The organism is Epilithonimonas pallida, assembly GCF_900182975.1.
Lineage (GTDB): Bacteria > Bacteroidota > Bacteroidia > Flavobacteriales > Weeksellaceae > Epilithonimonas > Epilithonimonas pallida.
Genome location: NZ_FXUO01000007.1, coordinates 191,253 through 205,347, shown reverse-complemented (window position 1 = coordinate 205,347; position 14,095 = coordinate 191,253). Strand labels below are relative to the sequence as shown.

The window sequence follows — 14,095 nt, the reverse complement described above, 5'->3', positions numbered from 1 at the left end:
CAATTAATGAAAAAATGTTGAGTATTTTTCTTTTAAAATTTGAGTTTATTAATGAATATTAATCTAATTTTTAAAATCATTGAATTAATAGGAATTTAATATTTCGAAATAATAATCATGAAAAATAAAAAAGCTTTCGAAGAAAGACTTCGAAAGCTTGAATTTTTGTCTGTAAAACTTTAAAATTTATTCTGATTTTATAACCTCTGTTCTTTCAGAGATTCCGTTGGCATTAAAGGCCTCAATTTGAAAATAATAGGCATCTGTTCTATCTGCGCCGGTAAAGAAATATTCGTTTTTTCCGTAAACCATAATGCTCCCATATAATTTTTCCGGCGATTTTCCCCAATAGATAACGTAACCGTCTGCATCAGAATTTTGCTGCCACTTCATCCAAATACTTCTTCTTTCGCCATATTTTTTCGGGTCAGCTCGCAGTGGAACAAAATTTTGAACTTTTTCGGGTTTTGTTCCAGCGCCTTTTCCAAACACTCGGAATCCACTTAAAGCAAATTTTCCTGTCGGCATTTTCAGGTTTTCCATTTTCAGGAATCTTGCTTTTGCAGGATTTTCTAATTCAATGTAGTCGTGAGGAACGTCGGTTTGGTTTTTAGATTTATCGACAATCACTTTCCAGTTTTTGCCGTCATTAGAACCATAGATTTTATACTGATGCATTTTGCCCAATGTTTTTCCCATAAACTCCACATCCTGATCCGCATAATTCACCTGAATCGCTTTAATTGTGGAAACTTCTCCTAAATCCGTCTGAAACCATTCTCCGGAATTTCCGGTTTTTGCAGACCAGTAAGTTTTGATATCCTCATCCACTGCATAATTAGAATGATAACCACCTAGAGTCGATGATACCTGAACGGGTTTGTTATAGTTCAACAACATCCAACCCGGAAATAATCCTTTTGAAAAATCTTTTCCTTGCGCATATTGTGGTAACAAAGTTGGATAATCGCCATAAGCAGTGTTGGTGTACATCACATCATCTTTATCAAATCCAGTCGGCCAAATTCCTAATCGTCTTTCGAAATTATTTTTTGTTGAAATAAAAATGGTTGAAATGTGCCACCAGTTTCCAAAGTTGTCCTGAAATGTTGCACCGTGTCCGGCGCCTCTTGCAAAACCTCCAGGTTTATAGGAAAAAGGATTGTGTTGTTGGTATTCAAAACCTTCCAATGGATTTTTTGAAACATAAACCCCGTCTGAGTAACCACTGAATTCCGTTGCTGGCGCACCATATTGAAGATAATATTTGTCTTTATATTTGGTCATCCACGCACCTTCCACAAATGGCTGAAGAAAAACATTGTCATTATATTCTCCAAATCTTTCCCAGCCGTGGTCTTCAGGTTTTAGTCTGATGACAGGTTTTACGAAACCTTCCGACTGTAAAGTTTTGGTTTTGACTTCGGTTCCAAGAAGAGGCCATTCGTTGCTGGAACCCCAATACAGGTATAATTTATTTTTGTCCTCATCGTAATGAAATGCGGGATCCCAAGCGCCGACTTTCAAAGTGTCAACAGCAATTTTCCAATCGTCTTTTGTGGGATTGGTACTTTTCCAAATCGGGAAATCCTGCTCCCAAGTTGAACCGAAAACGTAAAGCGTATCTTTCATTGCCCAAACTGCGGGTGCGTTCAGGTCGTGAGTGTATTTGTTATCTAAGAGAAATTTTCTGTGGACAAATTTCCAATCCAACATATTGTCAGAATACCAATAACCTTCCTGGTTGGTAGAAAACAGAAAAAGTTTTTTCTGAAAATTGACAATGACAGGATCAGCCGTTGCACGATGCTTTCCTTGTTTGGAAAAAACTTCGAAAGGTGTGTAACCGTAGTCTATATTGATCGGGTTACAGAACGTTTTTTGTTGAGAGAAAATTGGATTGAATAAAAGTATTAAATGTGTTAATAATAGTTTCTTCATTATATATTTATTTTATCGTGTTTTTGTCAAACATCATTATATTATTATTTTCAAACCTGAAGGTATCTTTTGTGATCCTGTTTTCGTTTTCCGGGTCTTTGGATAAAAGCAGAATATAATCTTTGTCCTGGATGTTTATCTTTGCCCCAACAGATTTTGCATCAAAAAATTTGTCTAATTTATATATAAAATACCTGCCGCTTTTCAAGGTTATAATAATAGGAAAATATTGTGAAGGTACAATGGACGTTTTATTAAAATTATTGCTGACATTAGCCATATAATCTTCTTCTCCGTCATGGTTAAAATCTCCTGAAACTAAAGTCAGTGCATTGTTTTTGATTAAATAATTTTCAAAATTGATGTCTCTTTTCCCATCAGATCGATAAAATTTCATTTCATCATTGATGTTCAGCTTATTGGTATAATAGCTTTTGCTGATAATGTCCTGAAGGGTTTTCAGATCCATGTCTGTTCTTATACAGGAAAGTAAGGATGCGCAGGCGAGTAATAAAATTAATTTTTTCATTAGGATAAGCTTTACTGATTTTTGTGACTTATCATGTCTAATGAAGCAATGCAAATTTTACGCAAAATTATATTTTCCAGTTTTTTTCTATCAGTCTCAATAAAAAATCAGGGCATCTCACGATTTTATTGGTTTCAGCATCCAGAAAAAAAAGTGTGGTTGAAGCTTCGGTGATTTTTATTTTGTCTTCATTATAAATTTCATAATCGAATTCAATTTTAACCCCCGGAATTTTTTTTACATAGGTGTGAATTTCCAAAAGCTGGTCATAAAGTCCTGGTTTCAAATACTTAATTTTATATTCGGAAACGGGTAAGAAAATTCCCTTCCTTTCGATCTCGTCATATGACATCCCGAGTTCACGAAAAAGCTCAACTCTGGCGACTTCAAAATATTCTGCATAGTTTCCGTAATAGACATATTTCATTGGATCTGTTTCTCCGTAACGTACTCTTATTGAGTGTGTTGTGTGTATCATTTTAAGTCGTTAATAATTCATACAAATATATTTTTAAATAATCAATAGCTAAAAAATTTTTTTATGAAAATTAATAATTAGATATTTGTCTTCTTCTAAAAAAACTAAAATCTTACCGGAAATAGCAGCAGTAAAATGAATGAAAATTTAGTATTGATCTGGGATAGATGCATCCAGTTTATGCGGGATAATCTAAACGCAGCGGAGGATAATACAGACCTCAAAAAGTTAGAGAATTCTTTTGACTTATTATTTGATAAAGTTCAGCCAATTTCTTTGGTGAACAATAATCTTACGTTGCTTGTTCCTAGTGATTTTTACAAAGAATATATCGAGGACAATTACTTGTCTTTACTGTCTGCTGCGCTTAAAAAAAATATCGGTAAAGGGGTGAAGTTGTGGTATTCTGTAATGGAAAACAAGCCTGCAGGAAAAGAGAAGCCAATTACAGTCAATGTAAAAGGGATTTCCACACAGGCACCAAAAATCCAGGAAGCAAGACCGGTTATCAAGGAAAACAACATTAATCCGTTTGTAGTTCCGGGAATCAAAAAAATCAATATTGATTCTAACCTGAAAGCGGATCAGTCTTTTGATAACTTTGTAGAAGGAGAGAGTAACAAATTTGCCTGTACCGTTGCGAAATCGATTGCAAAAAGACCAGGCTCAACAGCTTTCAATCCATTGTTTGTTTACGGTGGCTATGGTGTTGGGAAAACGCATTTGGCACAAGCAATTGGACTGGAAGTGAAAGCATCTTTTCCGGAGAAAGTGGTTCTTTACCAATCTTCAGAAAAATTCATTCAGGATTTTGTAAAAGCGGCTAAATCTCAAAACAAAACGGATTTCCAGAATTATTATCAGATGATTGACGTTTTGATTATCGATGATATCCAGTTCCTTTCCGGAAAAGCTGCGACTCAGGACAGCTTCTTCCATATTTTCGATTACCTTCATCAGAACGGGAAACAGATTATCCTCACTTCTGATAAAGCGCCGGCTGATATTTTGGATACTCAGGAAAGAATTATTTCCCGTTTTAAGTGGGGACTTTCTGCAGAAATCAAATCCCCTAATTTCGAGACGAGAAGAAAAATTATCGTTGATAAATTAAGCCGTGACGGTATCGAATTAACGGATGATATGCTGGATTATCTGGCTTCGGAAGTTAAAACCAACGGCGTAAGAGAACTGATCGGTGTTGTAAATGCAGTAATTGCTTACTCAACCGTTTATAAATCTGATTTCAGTCTTGATCTTTTAAAAGATACGATCAATAAGTTAGCAACTACTCAGAAAAAAACCATTAATATTCCTTATATTCAGGAGATTGTTTGCGATTATTTCGGAATTCAGAGAGAGCAGCTGTTATCCAAAACAAGAAAAAGAGAAATCGCTTTGCCAAGACAACTGGCTATGTATTTTGCTAAAGAATATACCAATGCGACGTTTACTAAAATCGGTGAGGAAATGGGTGGAAAAGACCATTCGACGGTAATGTATGCCTGCGATACAATTAGGGATGTTTCCAAAATTGATAAGGAGTTGAAGAAGTATATCAAAGATCTGAAAGAAAAAATTGCCCAATAAAATTTAAAGTCTGAAATTTTTTTCAGACTTTTTTATTTATGATATTTTCAGACTTCGTCTTTCCAAGAGAATTGTGTCTCTCCAGATGCCATCCATTTTGGAAATCTTTTCCCGATAACCGACTTCTCTGAATCCAAACTTTTCATGAAGCTTTATGCTGCTTTCGTTTTCTGGGAAAACACTGGATTGTAATGTCCATATTCCATTGTTTTCACTTTCAGAAATCATCTTTTCCATTAATTCCGACGCAAAACCTAATCTGCTAAAATCTGGATGAATGTAAACACTGACCTCTGCAACGCCATTGTAATTGCATCTTGATGACACAGGACTTAGAGCTATCCAGCCAACAATTTTATCATCAGTTTCTATCACCAATCTTGAATGCTGAAGATGACCTTTATCCCATTCTTCCCAAGTTGGAACAACAGTATTGAAAGTTGCATTTTTGGTTTCGATTCCCAATTTGTAGATTTCCAAAACTTCGTTCTTGTGTTTCGGTTCTAAGGGAGACACTTTGTATTTCATTAAAGATTTTCTTCCACAAATTTAAAGCAATATTGTTTTATTTGGTCTCTGACTTTTCTGAACTCAGCCATGATTTCTTCGTCAGTCCCAATAGCTTTCGCCGGGTCCGGAAAATTATAGTGTAACTTTTTAGCATTTGAAGTAAAGTGCGGGCAGTGTTCTTTTGCATTGTCACAAACAGTAATTACAAAATCAAAATCTATGTTTTGATATTCTTCTGTTTTATTGGACGTTTGACTAGAAATGTTGATTCCGTCTTCTTGCATTACCGCAATTGCTTTCGGATTCACGCCATGTGTTTCTATGCCAGCACTGAAGATGTCTGCTTTCCCATTGGCGGAATATCTCAGATAACCTTCCGCAATCTGACTTCTACAGCTATTTCCTGTACAAAGTACTAATATTTTTTTATTCATGATTTTTTTTGAATTTAATCCTAGCAACATCCAGAATCTGGAGTACAACAAGATTGCTTGTTAGATAGTGATGCAAGATTTAACTTTTGTTTTTCTGCAGGAATCCCACAAACATCCTGAGCCAGGCAAGCTGTTGTTTTATTTTTCAAAATAAAATTCTTACCGTTGAATTCCAAATCATACTTTCCGATAGTCTCGCTCTGATATTCCACTTCGATTTCTGCATTTTCTATTCCTAGTTTTTCTTCGGAAAGTCTGATGATATTAAATAATTTATTCGGTTTTAAGCGATGTTCATAATCATTCGCATTCCAAAGTTGAAAATTTATAACCTTTTCATTTCGGATAGTTCCGCCACAATCAATGAAGTTTTTATGGATGATTCCTACTTCTGTGACATGAAAATGTTTGGGCACTAAAGTTCCATTTTCCAATTGAAATTCTACATTTTCCAATGTTGGTAGAATCTCTTTGATTTGATTAAGAGTCATATTAATAAGCTTTTATATACATTATTCTGTTTTATTGCAATATTGCGATAATGTTTTCAAAAAAAGATGCCTAGCAACATTTTCCTTTAGAAACGGTTTCGATGATTTGTGAAAAATAAGAGTTGATTACTTCAATCGTCTTTTCGTCAATACAATAACATATTGAATTTCCCTCAACATTTCCTTTGATGATGCCTGCATTTTTTAATTCTTTAAGGTGTTGGGAAACAGTTGGTTGTGCAAGCGGAAGTTCATTCACAATATCGCCACAGATGCATTCGTTGACTTTAATTAGATACTCGATAATAGCAATTCTCGCAGGATGTCCAAGTGCTTTGGCAATAATGGCAATTTTGTTTTGTTGTGCTGTGAAATGTTCAGTTTTGGTGGCACCCATTTTTATTAATTTAATATTGCAATATTACGATTAATATTTTATTAGTCATAATTTTTGGGATTAAATTCTAAAATTGATAAATTGAGCTTTGGAACAATAATTTATATTTTTACAATGAAAATACTAATGGTCTGCCTCGGAAATATTTGCAGAAGTCCTTTAGCAGAGGGGATTTTAAAATCTAAACTTGATGATAGTTATTTTGTTGACAGCGCTGGAACCATCAATTACCACGAAGGAAGTGGTCCGGATGAGCGTTCTGTAAAAACTGCTTTCAAAAACGGAATTGATATCTCGATGCAAAAATCAAGACCGATCAAAAAGTCGGATTTGGATGAGTTTGATTTGATTTTCTGTATGGATAAGAACAATTACAAAGATGTTCTGAAAATGGCTGACGATTCTCAAAAGCACAAAATTAGATTAATCCTCGATAATGAATTAGAAGTTCCGGACCCATATTTTGGCGGAATAGACGAATTTGATAAAGTTTACAAAATGCTAGACGATTCCTGCGAAATAATTGCAGAAAAAATCAGGAAAAATATGATATAAGTCACAAACAATTCTAAATTTGTAAGATAAGTCTTTTTATGAATTTGGACATTGAACAAAAACCTGTAAAACCGAAAAAAATCTATCAACTTCTTTATATTCAGGTGCTGATTGCGATTGTTTTCGGTGTTTCTCTCGGCTATTTTTATCCCGATTTGGGTGAAAAAATGAAACCTCTCGGCGAAGGCTTTATCAAGCTGGTCAAAATGATTATTGCGCCGGTTATTTTCTTGACTGTTTCCACAGGAATTGCCGGAATGAGCGACCTCAAAAAAGTGGGCAGAGTAGCTGGTAAAGCATTCATTTATTTTTTCACATTTTCAACTTTAGCTTTGGTTATCGGTATGATTGTCAGCCATATTGTTCAGCCGGGAAAAGGCCTTAATATTGACCCGACTACTCTGAATGGTGCAGAAGTTGAAAAATACGTCAAAGCGGCGCACGACAACTCTTTGGTCAGTTTTATCTACAATATTATTCCGGAAACTTTGTTCAGTCCGTTAACTGGTGATAACATTTTGCAGGTACTTTTGGTTGCAATTTTATTTGGAGTCGCTTTGGCGTTGACTTCAGAGAAAAGTTATCCGGTTTTCGATTTTCTTCAGGCTTTGACTATTCCGATTTTCAAGGTTGTAGAAATTTTAATGAAATTGGCACCAATTGGCGCTTTCGGAGCAATGGCTTTTACGATTGGTAAATATGGTGTAGAGTCGCTTAAAAATCTGGCAATGCTTGTCGGAACATTTTATGTGACTTCGGCTTTGTTTGTTATTTTGATTTTGGGAAGTGTAGCTTGGTATAACGGATTTAATATTTTCAAATTTCTGAGATATCTCAAAGATGAGATTTTTCTGGTTTTAGGAACAAGTTCTTCTGAGCCCGCACTTCCCGGGCTGATGAGAAAGATGGAAAATGCAGGCTGCGACAAAGGTGTTGTGGGTTTGGTCGTTCCGACAGGTTATTCCTTCAATCTCGATGGAACGAACATTTACATGACTTTGGCAGCGCTGTTCATTGCGCAGGCTTGTAATATCGATTTGACTCTGGAACATCAGCTCGGCTTGCTTTTGGTGGCAATGTTGAGTTCAAAAGGTGCGGCTGGTGTTACAGGCGCAGGATTTATTACGTTGGCAGCGACTTTGGCAGTTGTTCCCGAAGTTCCGATTGCCGGAATGACTTTGATTCTCGGGATTGATAAATTCATGTCAGAATGCCGTGCATTGACCAATGTCATTGGGAATGCCGTCGCAACTGTTGTCGTCTCTAATTGGGAAAACCGGTTGGACAAAGACCGGTTAAAAGAAGTTTTGAATTAACTTTGTAATGATTTTGGCAGCTTAATCTACCTTCCGCTCCCAAACCTAACGAAGTGGTTCGACGTAGTCAATCTTTTTTGCAGAAAGTTATCAACAGGATAGAACCTAAATTACGAGCAAAAAAGGATTTCCGCTCAAGTCGGGCTGCAAATTCAACATAAAATAATAGTCAACATAAAAACATAATTTTGTTTTTCCGTAGGAATCTGAAATGCTGAAATTCTTACCTGATGACAAAAATTGTAAATACTTTATACATTTTACATTAATACGACAGAAATGCTATACCTTCTCCCTGCTTATCTTTCAGAAAATTCACCGATAGAATATTTTGCGCCATCAATCAAAGACATTATTATGAATGTCGATCATTATTTTGTGGAGAACGAAAAAACGGCCAGAAAAGTCATCAAATTTTTTGCGCCGGAAAAAAAACAGCCAGAACTCAAATTGTTTCTACTCGACAAGTATTCCGAAACAGCAGATTTGAAAGAAGCTCAAAAACTAATGAAAGAAGGTGTTGATTTCGGATTGTTGTCGGAAGCCGGTTTGCCTTGCATCGGTGACCCAGGAAATATTATGGTTGGCTGGTCTCACAATAATAACATCAAAGTGATCCCTGTTAACGGGCCCAGCTCTTTCGTTCTGGCTTTAATAGCAAGTGGATTCAACGGTCAGCAGTTTTCTTTTCATGGCTATCTTCCTATTGATAAAGAGAAAAAGAAAAAAGAAATTCAGAACCTGGAAAATGTGGTTAATAAAACAGGATTCACACAGATTTTTATGGAAACACCCTATCGTAACAATCAACTTTTGGAAGATTTGGTCAAATTCCTGAATCCAAATACGAAATTGTGTATCGCTGCCAATATCAACGACCCGGAAGCCGAATTGATCCAAACAAAAACAATCTCTGATTGGAAAAAGAATAAACCTGAATTGCATAAGATTCCGGCAGTTTTTCTCATCGGAAAATAAATCAATAAGATTATCAGTCTAACTTCTAAAAACCAATCATATGAATCAGACTTATCCATTTTACATCAAACTGTCTTGCATTCTTATCAGCATCATTATTTTAGGATTTTTGGCAATTATCGGACAGCAGATTTTGGTGCCGATGGTGCTGGGATTGCTTATTGCCATTTTGCTGATACCACTTTGCCGTTTTATGGAAACAAAACTGAGATTTCCCAGAGGCTTGTCATCTGTATTGGCAAGTGTTCTGGCTCTGGCTATTATCGGAGGCGTGATCTATATGATGTCAATGGAAGTGGCTAAACTGGCGAATGACTGGCCGCAATTTCAAAAGCAGTTTATCGATCTGATCGACAATTTACAAGGATGGATTTCCAGAACTTTTGGAGTCAGAAGACACGACCAACTGGAATATCTGAATGATACCTTGAAAAAGTCAATCAGTACAGGAACGGCAATTCTGGAGAAAACATTGACTTCCGTTGGCTATGTTCTGATGTTGACAGGTTTTACTTTCTTATTCACCTTGTTTTTTCTGTTGTACAGAACGCATCTTCTGAAATTCTTAGTTGCAAGTTTTACAGAAACTTATCATAAAACGGTATTCGAGATTGTTGAGAATATCCAGTTTATGGTGAAAAAATATCTTGTAGGATTGTTTCTGCAGATGATTATTGTAACGATTTTATCTTTTATAGCTTACACTATAATTGGTGTCAAATATAATTTTATGCTCGCCATTCTCACAGGTATCCTTAATATTCTCCCTTACATCGGAATTTTTACCGCGTTGTTGATTGGCGCTTTGATTACGTTTGCAACCTCGGGAATCAGTCACGTTTTGTTTATTGTGATTGCAATTGTTGTAATTCACGCGATTGACGGAAACATCATTATGCCAAGAGTAGTGGGTTCTAAAGTGAAAATCAATTCCTTGATAGTGATTATCGGTTTAGTAGTTGGCGAAATGCTTTGGGGAATTGCAGGAATGTTTTTGACAATTCCGGTTTTGGCGATTCTGAAAATCATTTTTGATAGAGTAGAAGGCCTTCAATCCTGGGGATTCCTGATGGGAGAAGATGATGAAGTTCCGGTTTTCAAATCGACTTTTGATAAATATTTCTACACTAAAAAAGCTAAAGTTGATAAAATAATTGCGGATTCTGATAACGAAACTCAGGAATAATAGTTTCCGAATATTACCAGCGAATAACAGCAGCCCGACTTGAGCGGAAATCCTTTTTACGCAACGTAGTGAAGTGAAAGATTGACTACGTCGAACCACTTCGTTAGGTTTGGGAGCCCTTCGACAAGCTCAGGATAAACTACAGGTGGATAAAGCTGCCCTAATAATTAAATTAACCTATGAAAAAATTAAGTTTTCTGTTCATTATATTATCTGTATTTCTAAATGCGCAGACGGAAAAAGAAAATATTGCGGCAATCAAAAAGTTTCAGAAAGAACTGAACGCAGAATATCTAAACCCAAAAGAAACGCCTTTGCGAGGTAATAACCTTAAGCAATTTAAAAAACATCCGTTCTTTCCAATCAATTTGAAATATAGAGTTACTGCACAATTTATAAGAACGGAAAATCCTGTTCCATTTGAATTGCCGACTTCTTCAGGGAAATTCAAACAATATCAGGAATATGGAAAAGCAACTTTTGAGTTGGACGGACAATCTTTCACATTGACTTTATACCAAAGTCTGGATCTCATGAAAATGGAAAAATATAAAGATTATCTTTTCTTGCCTTTCCGGGATTTGACAAATGAGAAAGAAACTTATGGCGGCGGAAAATATATGGATTTGAAAATCCCGACTGGAAACGAAATAGTTTTGGATTTTAATCAATCTTATCAACCGTATTGCGCCTACAATGCTTTCGATTATAACTGCCCGATTGTTCCGGAAGAAAATAAGTTACCAATAAGAATTGAGGCGGGCGTGATGTATGAGGATGTGTATCATCATTAAGATTTAACTTACCTTAACATCACTTTTGCACAATCCTTGAAATTTATCTGGTCAAATTAAAAAATTATGACTGATAAAAAAGTAGCCGGACTTTGGATAGACGGCAGAAAAGCAATCGTAGTGACAAATCATAATGCTCAGGAAGTGACAGATTTTGCAGTCCGAGAAGTTGTAAAAGCTGACGTGCAGCATGGCAACTCCAACGAGAATGCTGCGCACAATGTGGAACAGACCAACCGTTCAAAGTTTTACAAAGAAATCGAAAAGCTGATTACAAACAGTACTGATTTGTATATAACAGGACCAGGAACGTCTCAGGAAGAATTGAGAAATCATCTTTTGGAAACGCCTCAGTATAAAAACCTGAATATCAAATTGGGAACAGATTCGCAACTAAGCGAAGAACATGTACTGGAAGAAGTGAAAAAACATTTCAATTCATAAAGAAAAAAGCGCAGAATTTCTGCGCTTTTTATATTCTCTCCAATTCTCCGGAATCAATCGTTGTTTTGAAGGTTCCGTAATTCACAATGACTTTGTTTTTCGTAATTTTTTCAATAGTGCCGACACTTGTGCTTCCGGCGATCCGGACGCGTTGCCCGACTTTCATCCAGACTGCCCGTTCGGCTTGGCGTTTTTGCTCCAGTTTCTCGTTGGTTTCCGCAATTTTTTCAATAACCTCTTCTTTCTTAAGTTGTTGTGTGATTTTACGTTTCACCACCTGCAAACGTTTTGTTTCATCTTTGTCAGTTCCTAATTTTCGGAATTTTTCCTGTTCCAGAATTTTCACGAAATCTTTAACCACATCTTTTCTCGATTTGCCTTTTACATAACTGTCGATGAACGTTTCTATCTTGTTTCCAAATTGCAGTTTTCTGTGTTCTTCTTCGTATAGCTTTTGAAAATTGAATAACTTTTGCTGAAGCTGTTCATTCAATTTCTGGAGATTATCACGCTTGTCTTCTACAGATTCTTTGGTCTCTGCAAGATTGGATTTCAGTTTTTCAACTTCAAATTTTTCCTGCTGAAGTTTCACAATGGTTTTATCAAGGTTGACAATATCGTGTTCTACTTTCTTTCTTGCATTCTTGATAATGAATCTCGGAATCTTATTTTTCTCGGCAACTTCAAAAGTAAAAGAACTTCCGGCTTGTCCGATTTCCAGCTTGTAAAGTGGTTCAAGCGTTCTCTCATCAAAAAGCATTGCAGCGTTGGTGGCTGCAGGAAGCTGTTCCACAACTAATTTGATGTTGGTGTAATGCGTTGTGATGATTCCGAAACTTTTCTTGTCGTAGAAATATTCCATAAAACTTTCTGCCAAAGCGCCGCCTAATTCCGGGTCGGAACCGGTTCCGAACTCGTCAATCAACAACAACGTTTTGTTGTCGGCTTCGCGAATCATTCCGGACATTTTTTTCAGTCGGGAAGAATAAGTTGACAAGTGATTTTCTATGGATTGATTATCGCCAATGTCTGTCATTATCTTCTCAAAGAAAAACATCTCGGATTTTGGATGACAAGGAACTAAAATTCCACTCTGGATCATCAATTGCAACAATCCAACAGTTTTTAATGTGATGGATTTTCCTCCGGCATTCGGTCCTGAGATGCAGATGATTCGGTTGTGTTCTGTTAAGGTTAAAGTTTGCGGAAAAATCTCCTTGTTTTCATTTTTATTCCTGATCCAAAGCAATGGATGAAAGGCATCTTTCAAACGTAAGGTCTGATGTCTGTTGATCTTTGGTAAAATTCCGTTAACTTTTTCAGCAAATTTAGCTTTGGCTCGAATTAAATCCAAATCGAAAATATAGGTTTGATAATCCGAAAGTTGTGGCTGGAATTCTGCCAATTCCGCAGTCAGTTGACGTAATATTTTATCGATTTCTTTTTTCTCTTCTTCCTGATTTTCTCTCAGTTTGAAATAATGTTTCACCACACTTTCCGGCTGAATGTAAGTGATAGAACCTGTTTTGGAAATACCTAAAACACGACCGTTGACTCTTTTCTTGAAACCGGATTTGACAGCTAGAACACGTTGATCTTCAATAATACTTTCTCTGATATCTTCCAAAAAATCCGAATAAGTTGCCAAGGAGCGATTGAAGTTTTCATCAATTGCTTTTCTGGCGTGTTGGATTTCTGTTCTTAAGGTTTTCAGAATTGTAGAGGCTTCGCTTTTGACTTCTCCAAAGCGGTTGAACACTTTGTCTACTTTATCTATGATTTCTTTCCGGAATTCCAGATCTTTGATTTCGTCCAACAATGTTGGGAAGTTTTCTGCAAACTGTGGAAAGAACTTCTGCAGTTTCCCAACTTGTTCCGTTATAGTTTTGATTTTGATGAACGATTTGTTCTCTAATCGGTAATTTTCTATCGGCATCAGCTTCAGTTCCTCTTCGATATCCTCGTATTCATCAAAGGGAATGGCGTTGGAACTTTCGAAACTAGTGAGGAATTCTGAGGTTTTTTTTAAAGAAATTTCTGCCTCGTCTATTTCCATCGGATGAAGTTCCATGATTTGGTCTGCCGTTTTCGGCGAGTAAGCGAAAGGGGCGATTTCCGAAAGAAGTTCCGGGAATTCTAATTCGTTAAGATCGGTTTGATTAATATTCACAATACAAATTTACGAATTTGAAATGTTTTAAATTTTGAAAATTTTTGATGGATAATTTCTTTCAGAAATTGATTTTTTTATTTGTCTTCGAGAGCCTCAGACTGACAGTTTGCTAAATTGTGCGATACTTTATATGGTAACTTCTTTAGAATTAAGTTTTTATTTGTCTGCGATTGGTTTGATTTGAAAGTTGAATCATCAATAGTAGCGAAGCGCGTCCAGGCAAAGATTTTGTTATTGCGATGTACAAAAGTTCTGCAGATTGCTTCACTTTGTTCGCAA

Annotated in this window: 15 protein-coding genes; 7 read left to right on the top strand and 8 right to left on the bottom strand. The window is 36.2% G+C overall.

Going from position 1 to position 14,095, the window contains the following annotated elements:
* Positions 1-186: 186 nt before the first annotated feature.
* The 3 genes from QOL71_RS14355 to QOL71_RS14345 form a co-directional block, all read right to left on the bottom strand.
* A complete protein-coding gene (locus QOL71_RS14355) occupies positions 187-1,941 on the bottom strand; it encodes a discoidin domain-containing protein (RefSeq protein WP_283417605.1) in 1,755 nt (584 codons plus the stop codon).
* A gap of 7 nt (positions 1,942-1,948) precedes the next feature.
* Entirely contained in the window at positions 1,949-2,470 is a 522-nt protein-coding gene (locus tag QOL71_RS14350; protein ID WP_283417604.1) for a hypothetical protein, read from the bottom strand.
* Positions 2,471-2,537: 67 nt separating this feature from the next.
* On the bottom strand, positions 2,538-2,948 hold the full coding sequence (locus QOL71_RS14345) for an acyl-CoA thioesterase (protein ID WP_283417603.1): 411 nt from the start codon (positions 2,946-2,948) through the stop codon (positions 2,538-2,540).
* Between the two features lie 135 nt (positions 2,949-3,083).
* On the opposite strand from QOL71_RS14345, the gene dnaA reads away from it, so the two are divergent.
* The gene (gene dnaA, locus QOL71_RS14340; protein ID WP_283417602.1) at positions 3,084-4,538 is read left to right on the top strand and encodes a chromosomal replication initiator protein DnaA; all 1,455 of its coding nucleotides are present in this window, start codon (positions 3,084-3,086) and stop codon (positions 4,536-4,538) included.
* 36 nt (positions 4,539-4,574) lie between these two features.
* Here the strand turns inward: dnaA and QOL71_RS14335 are convergent, their stop codons facing one another.
* The 4 genes from QOL71_RS14335 to QOL71_RS14320 form a co-directional block, all read right to left on the bottom strand.
* Positions 4,575-5,066, bottom strand: coding sequence for a GNAT family N-acetyltransferase (locus QOL71_RS14335; protein ID WP_283417601.1), 492 nt, complete (start codon positions 5,064-5,066; stop codon positions 4,575-4,577).
* On the bottom strand, positions 5,066-5,482 hold the full coding sequence (locus QOL71_RS14330) for an arsenate reductase ArsC (protein WP_283417600.1): 417 nt from the start codon (positions 5,480-5,482) through the stop codon (positions 5,066-5,068). The genes QOL71_RS14335 and QOL71_RS14330 overlap by 1 nt, the downstream gene beginning before the upstream one ends.
* Positions 5,483-5,502: 20 nt before the next feature.
* Positions 5,503-5,973, bottom strand: coding sequence for a DUF6428 family protein (locus QOL71_RS14325; protein ID WP_283417599.1), 471 nt, complete (start codon positions 5,971-5,973; stop codon positions 5,503-5,505).
* A gap of 70 nt (positions 5,974-6,043) precedes the next feature.
* Positions 6,044-6,370: an ArsR/SmtB family transcription factor gene (locus tag QOL71_RS14320; protein ID WP_283417598.1), complete on the bottom strand. Its 327-nt coding sequence runs from the start codon at positions 6,368-6,370 to the stop codon at positions 6,044-6,046.
* 114 nt (positions 6,371-6,484) lie between these two features.
* Here QOL71_RS14320 and QOL71_RS14315 point away from each other — a divergent pair, with 114 nt between their 5' ends.
* The 6 genes from QOL71_RS14315 (at position 6,485) to QOL71_RS14290 (ending at position 11,643) form a co-directional block, all read left to right on the top strand.
* Positions 6,485-6,925 carry a low molecular weight protein-tyrosine-phosphatase gene (locus QOL71_RS14315; protein WP_283417597.1) on the top strand — a complete coding sequence of 147 codons (441 nt, stop codon included), beginning with the start codon at positions 6,485-6,487 and terminating at the stop codon, positions 6,923-6,925.
* Positions 6,926-6,963: 38 nt separating this feature from the next.
* The gene (locus QOL71_RS14310) at positions 6,964-8,241 is read left to right on the top strand and encodes a dicarboxylate/amino acid:cation symporter (RefSeq protein ID WP_283417596.1); all 1,278 of its coding nucleotides are present in this window, start codon (positions 6,964-6,966) and stop codon (positions 8,239-8,241) included.
* Positions 8,242-8,520: 279 nt separating this feature from the next.
* Complete coding sequence (locus QOL71_RS14305) at positions 8,521-9,219, top strand: SAM-dependent methyltransferase (RefSeq protein WP_283417595.1); 699 nt, start codon at positions 8,521-8,523, stop codon at positions 9,217-9,219.
* 40 nt (positions 9,220-9,259) lie between these two features.
* A complete protein-coding gene (locus QOL71_RS14300; protein WP_283417594.1) occupies positions 9,260-10,405 on the top strand; it encodes an AI-2E family transporter in 1,146 nt (381 codons plus the stop codon).
* A gap of 179 nt (positions 10,406-10,584) precedes the next feature.
* A complete protein-coding gene (locus QOL71_RS14295) occupies positions 10,585-11,199 on the top strand; it encodes a DUF1684 domain-containing protein (RefSeq protein WP_283417593.1) in 615 nt (204 codons plus the stop codon).
* Between the two features lie 66 nt (positions 11,200-11,265).
* Positions 11,266-11,643: a hypothetical protein gene (locus tag QOL71_RS14290; RefSeq protein ID WP_283417592.1), complete on the top strand. Its 378-nt coding sequence runs from the start codon at positions 11,266-11,268 to the stop codon at positions 11,641-11,643.
* 28 nt (positions 11,644-11,671) lie between these two features.
* On the opposite strand, the gene QOL71_RS14285 is transcribed toward QOL71_RS14290, so the two are convergent.
* On the bottom strand, positions 11,672-13,813 hold the full coding sequence (locus QOL71_RS14285) for an endonuclease MutS2 (protein ID WP_283417591.1): 2,142 nt from the start codon (positions 13,811-13,813) through the stop codon (positions 11,672-11,674).
* Between the last annotated feature and the right edge of the window lie 282 nt (positions 13,814-14,095).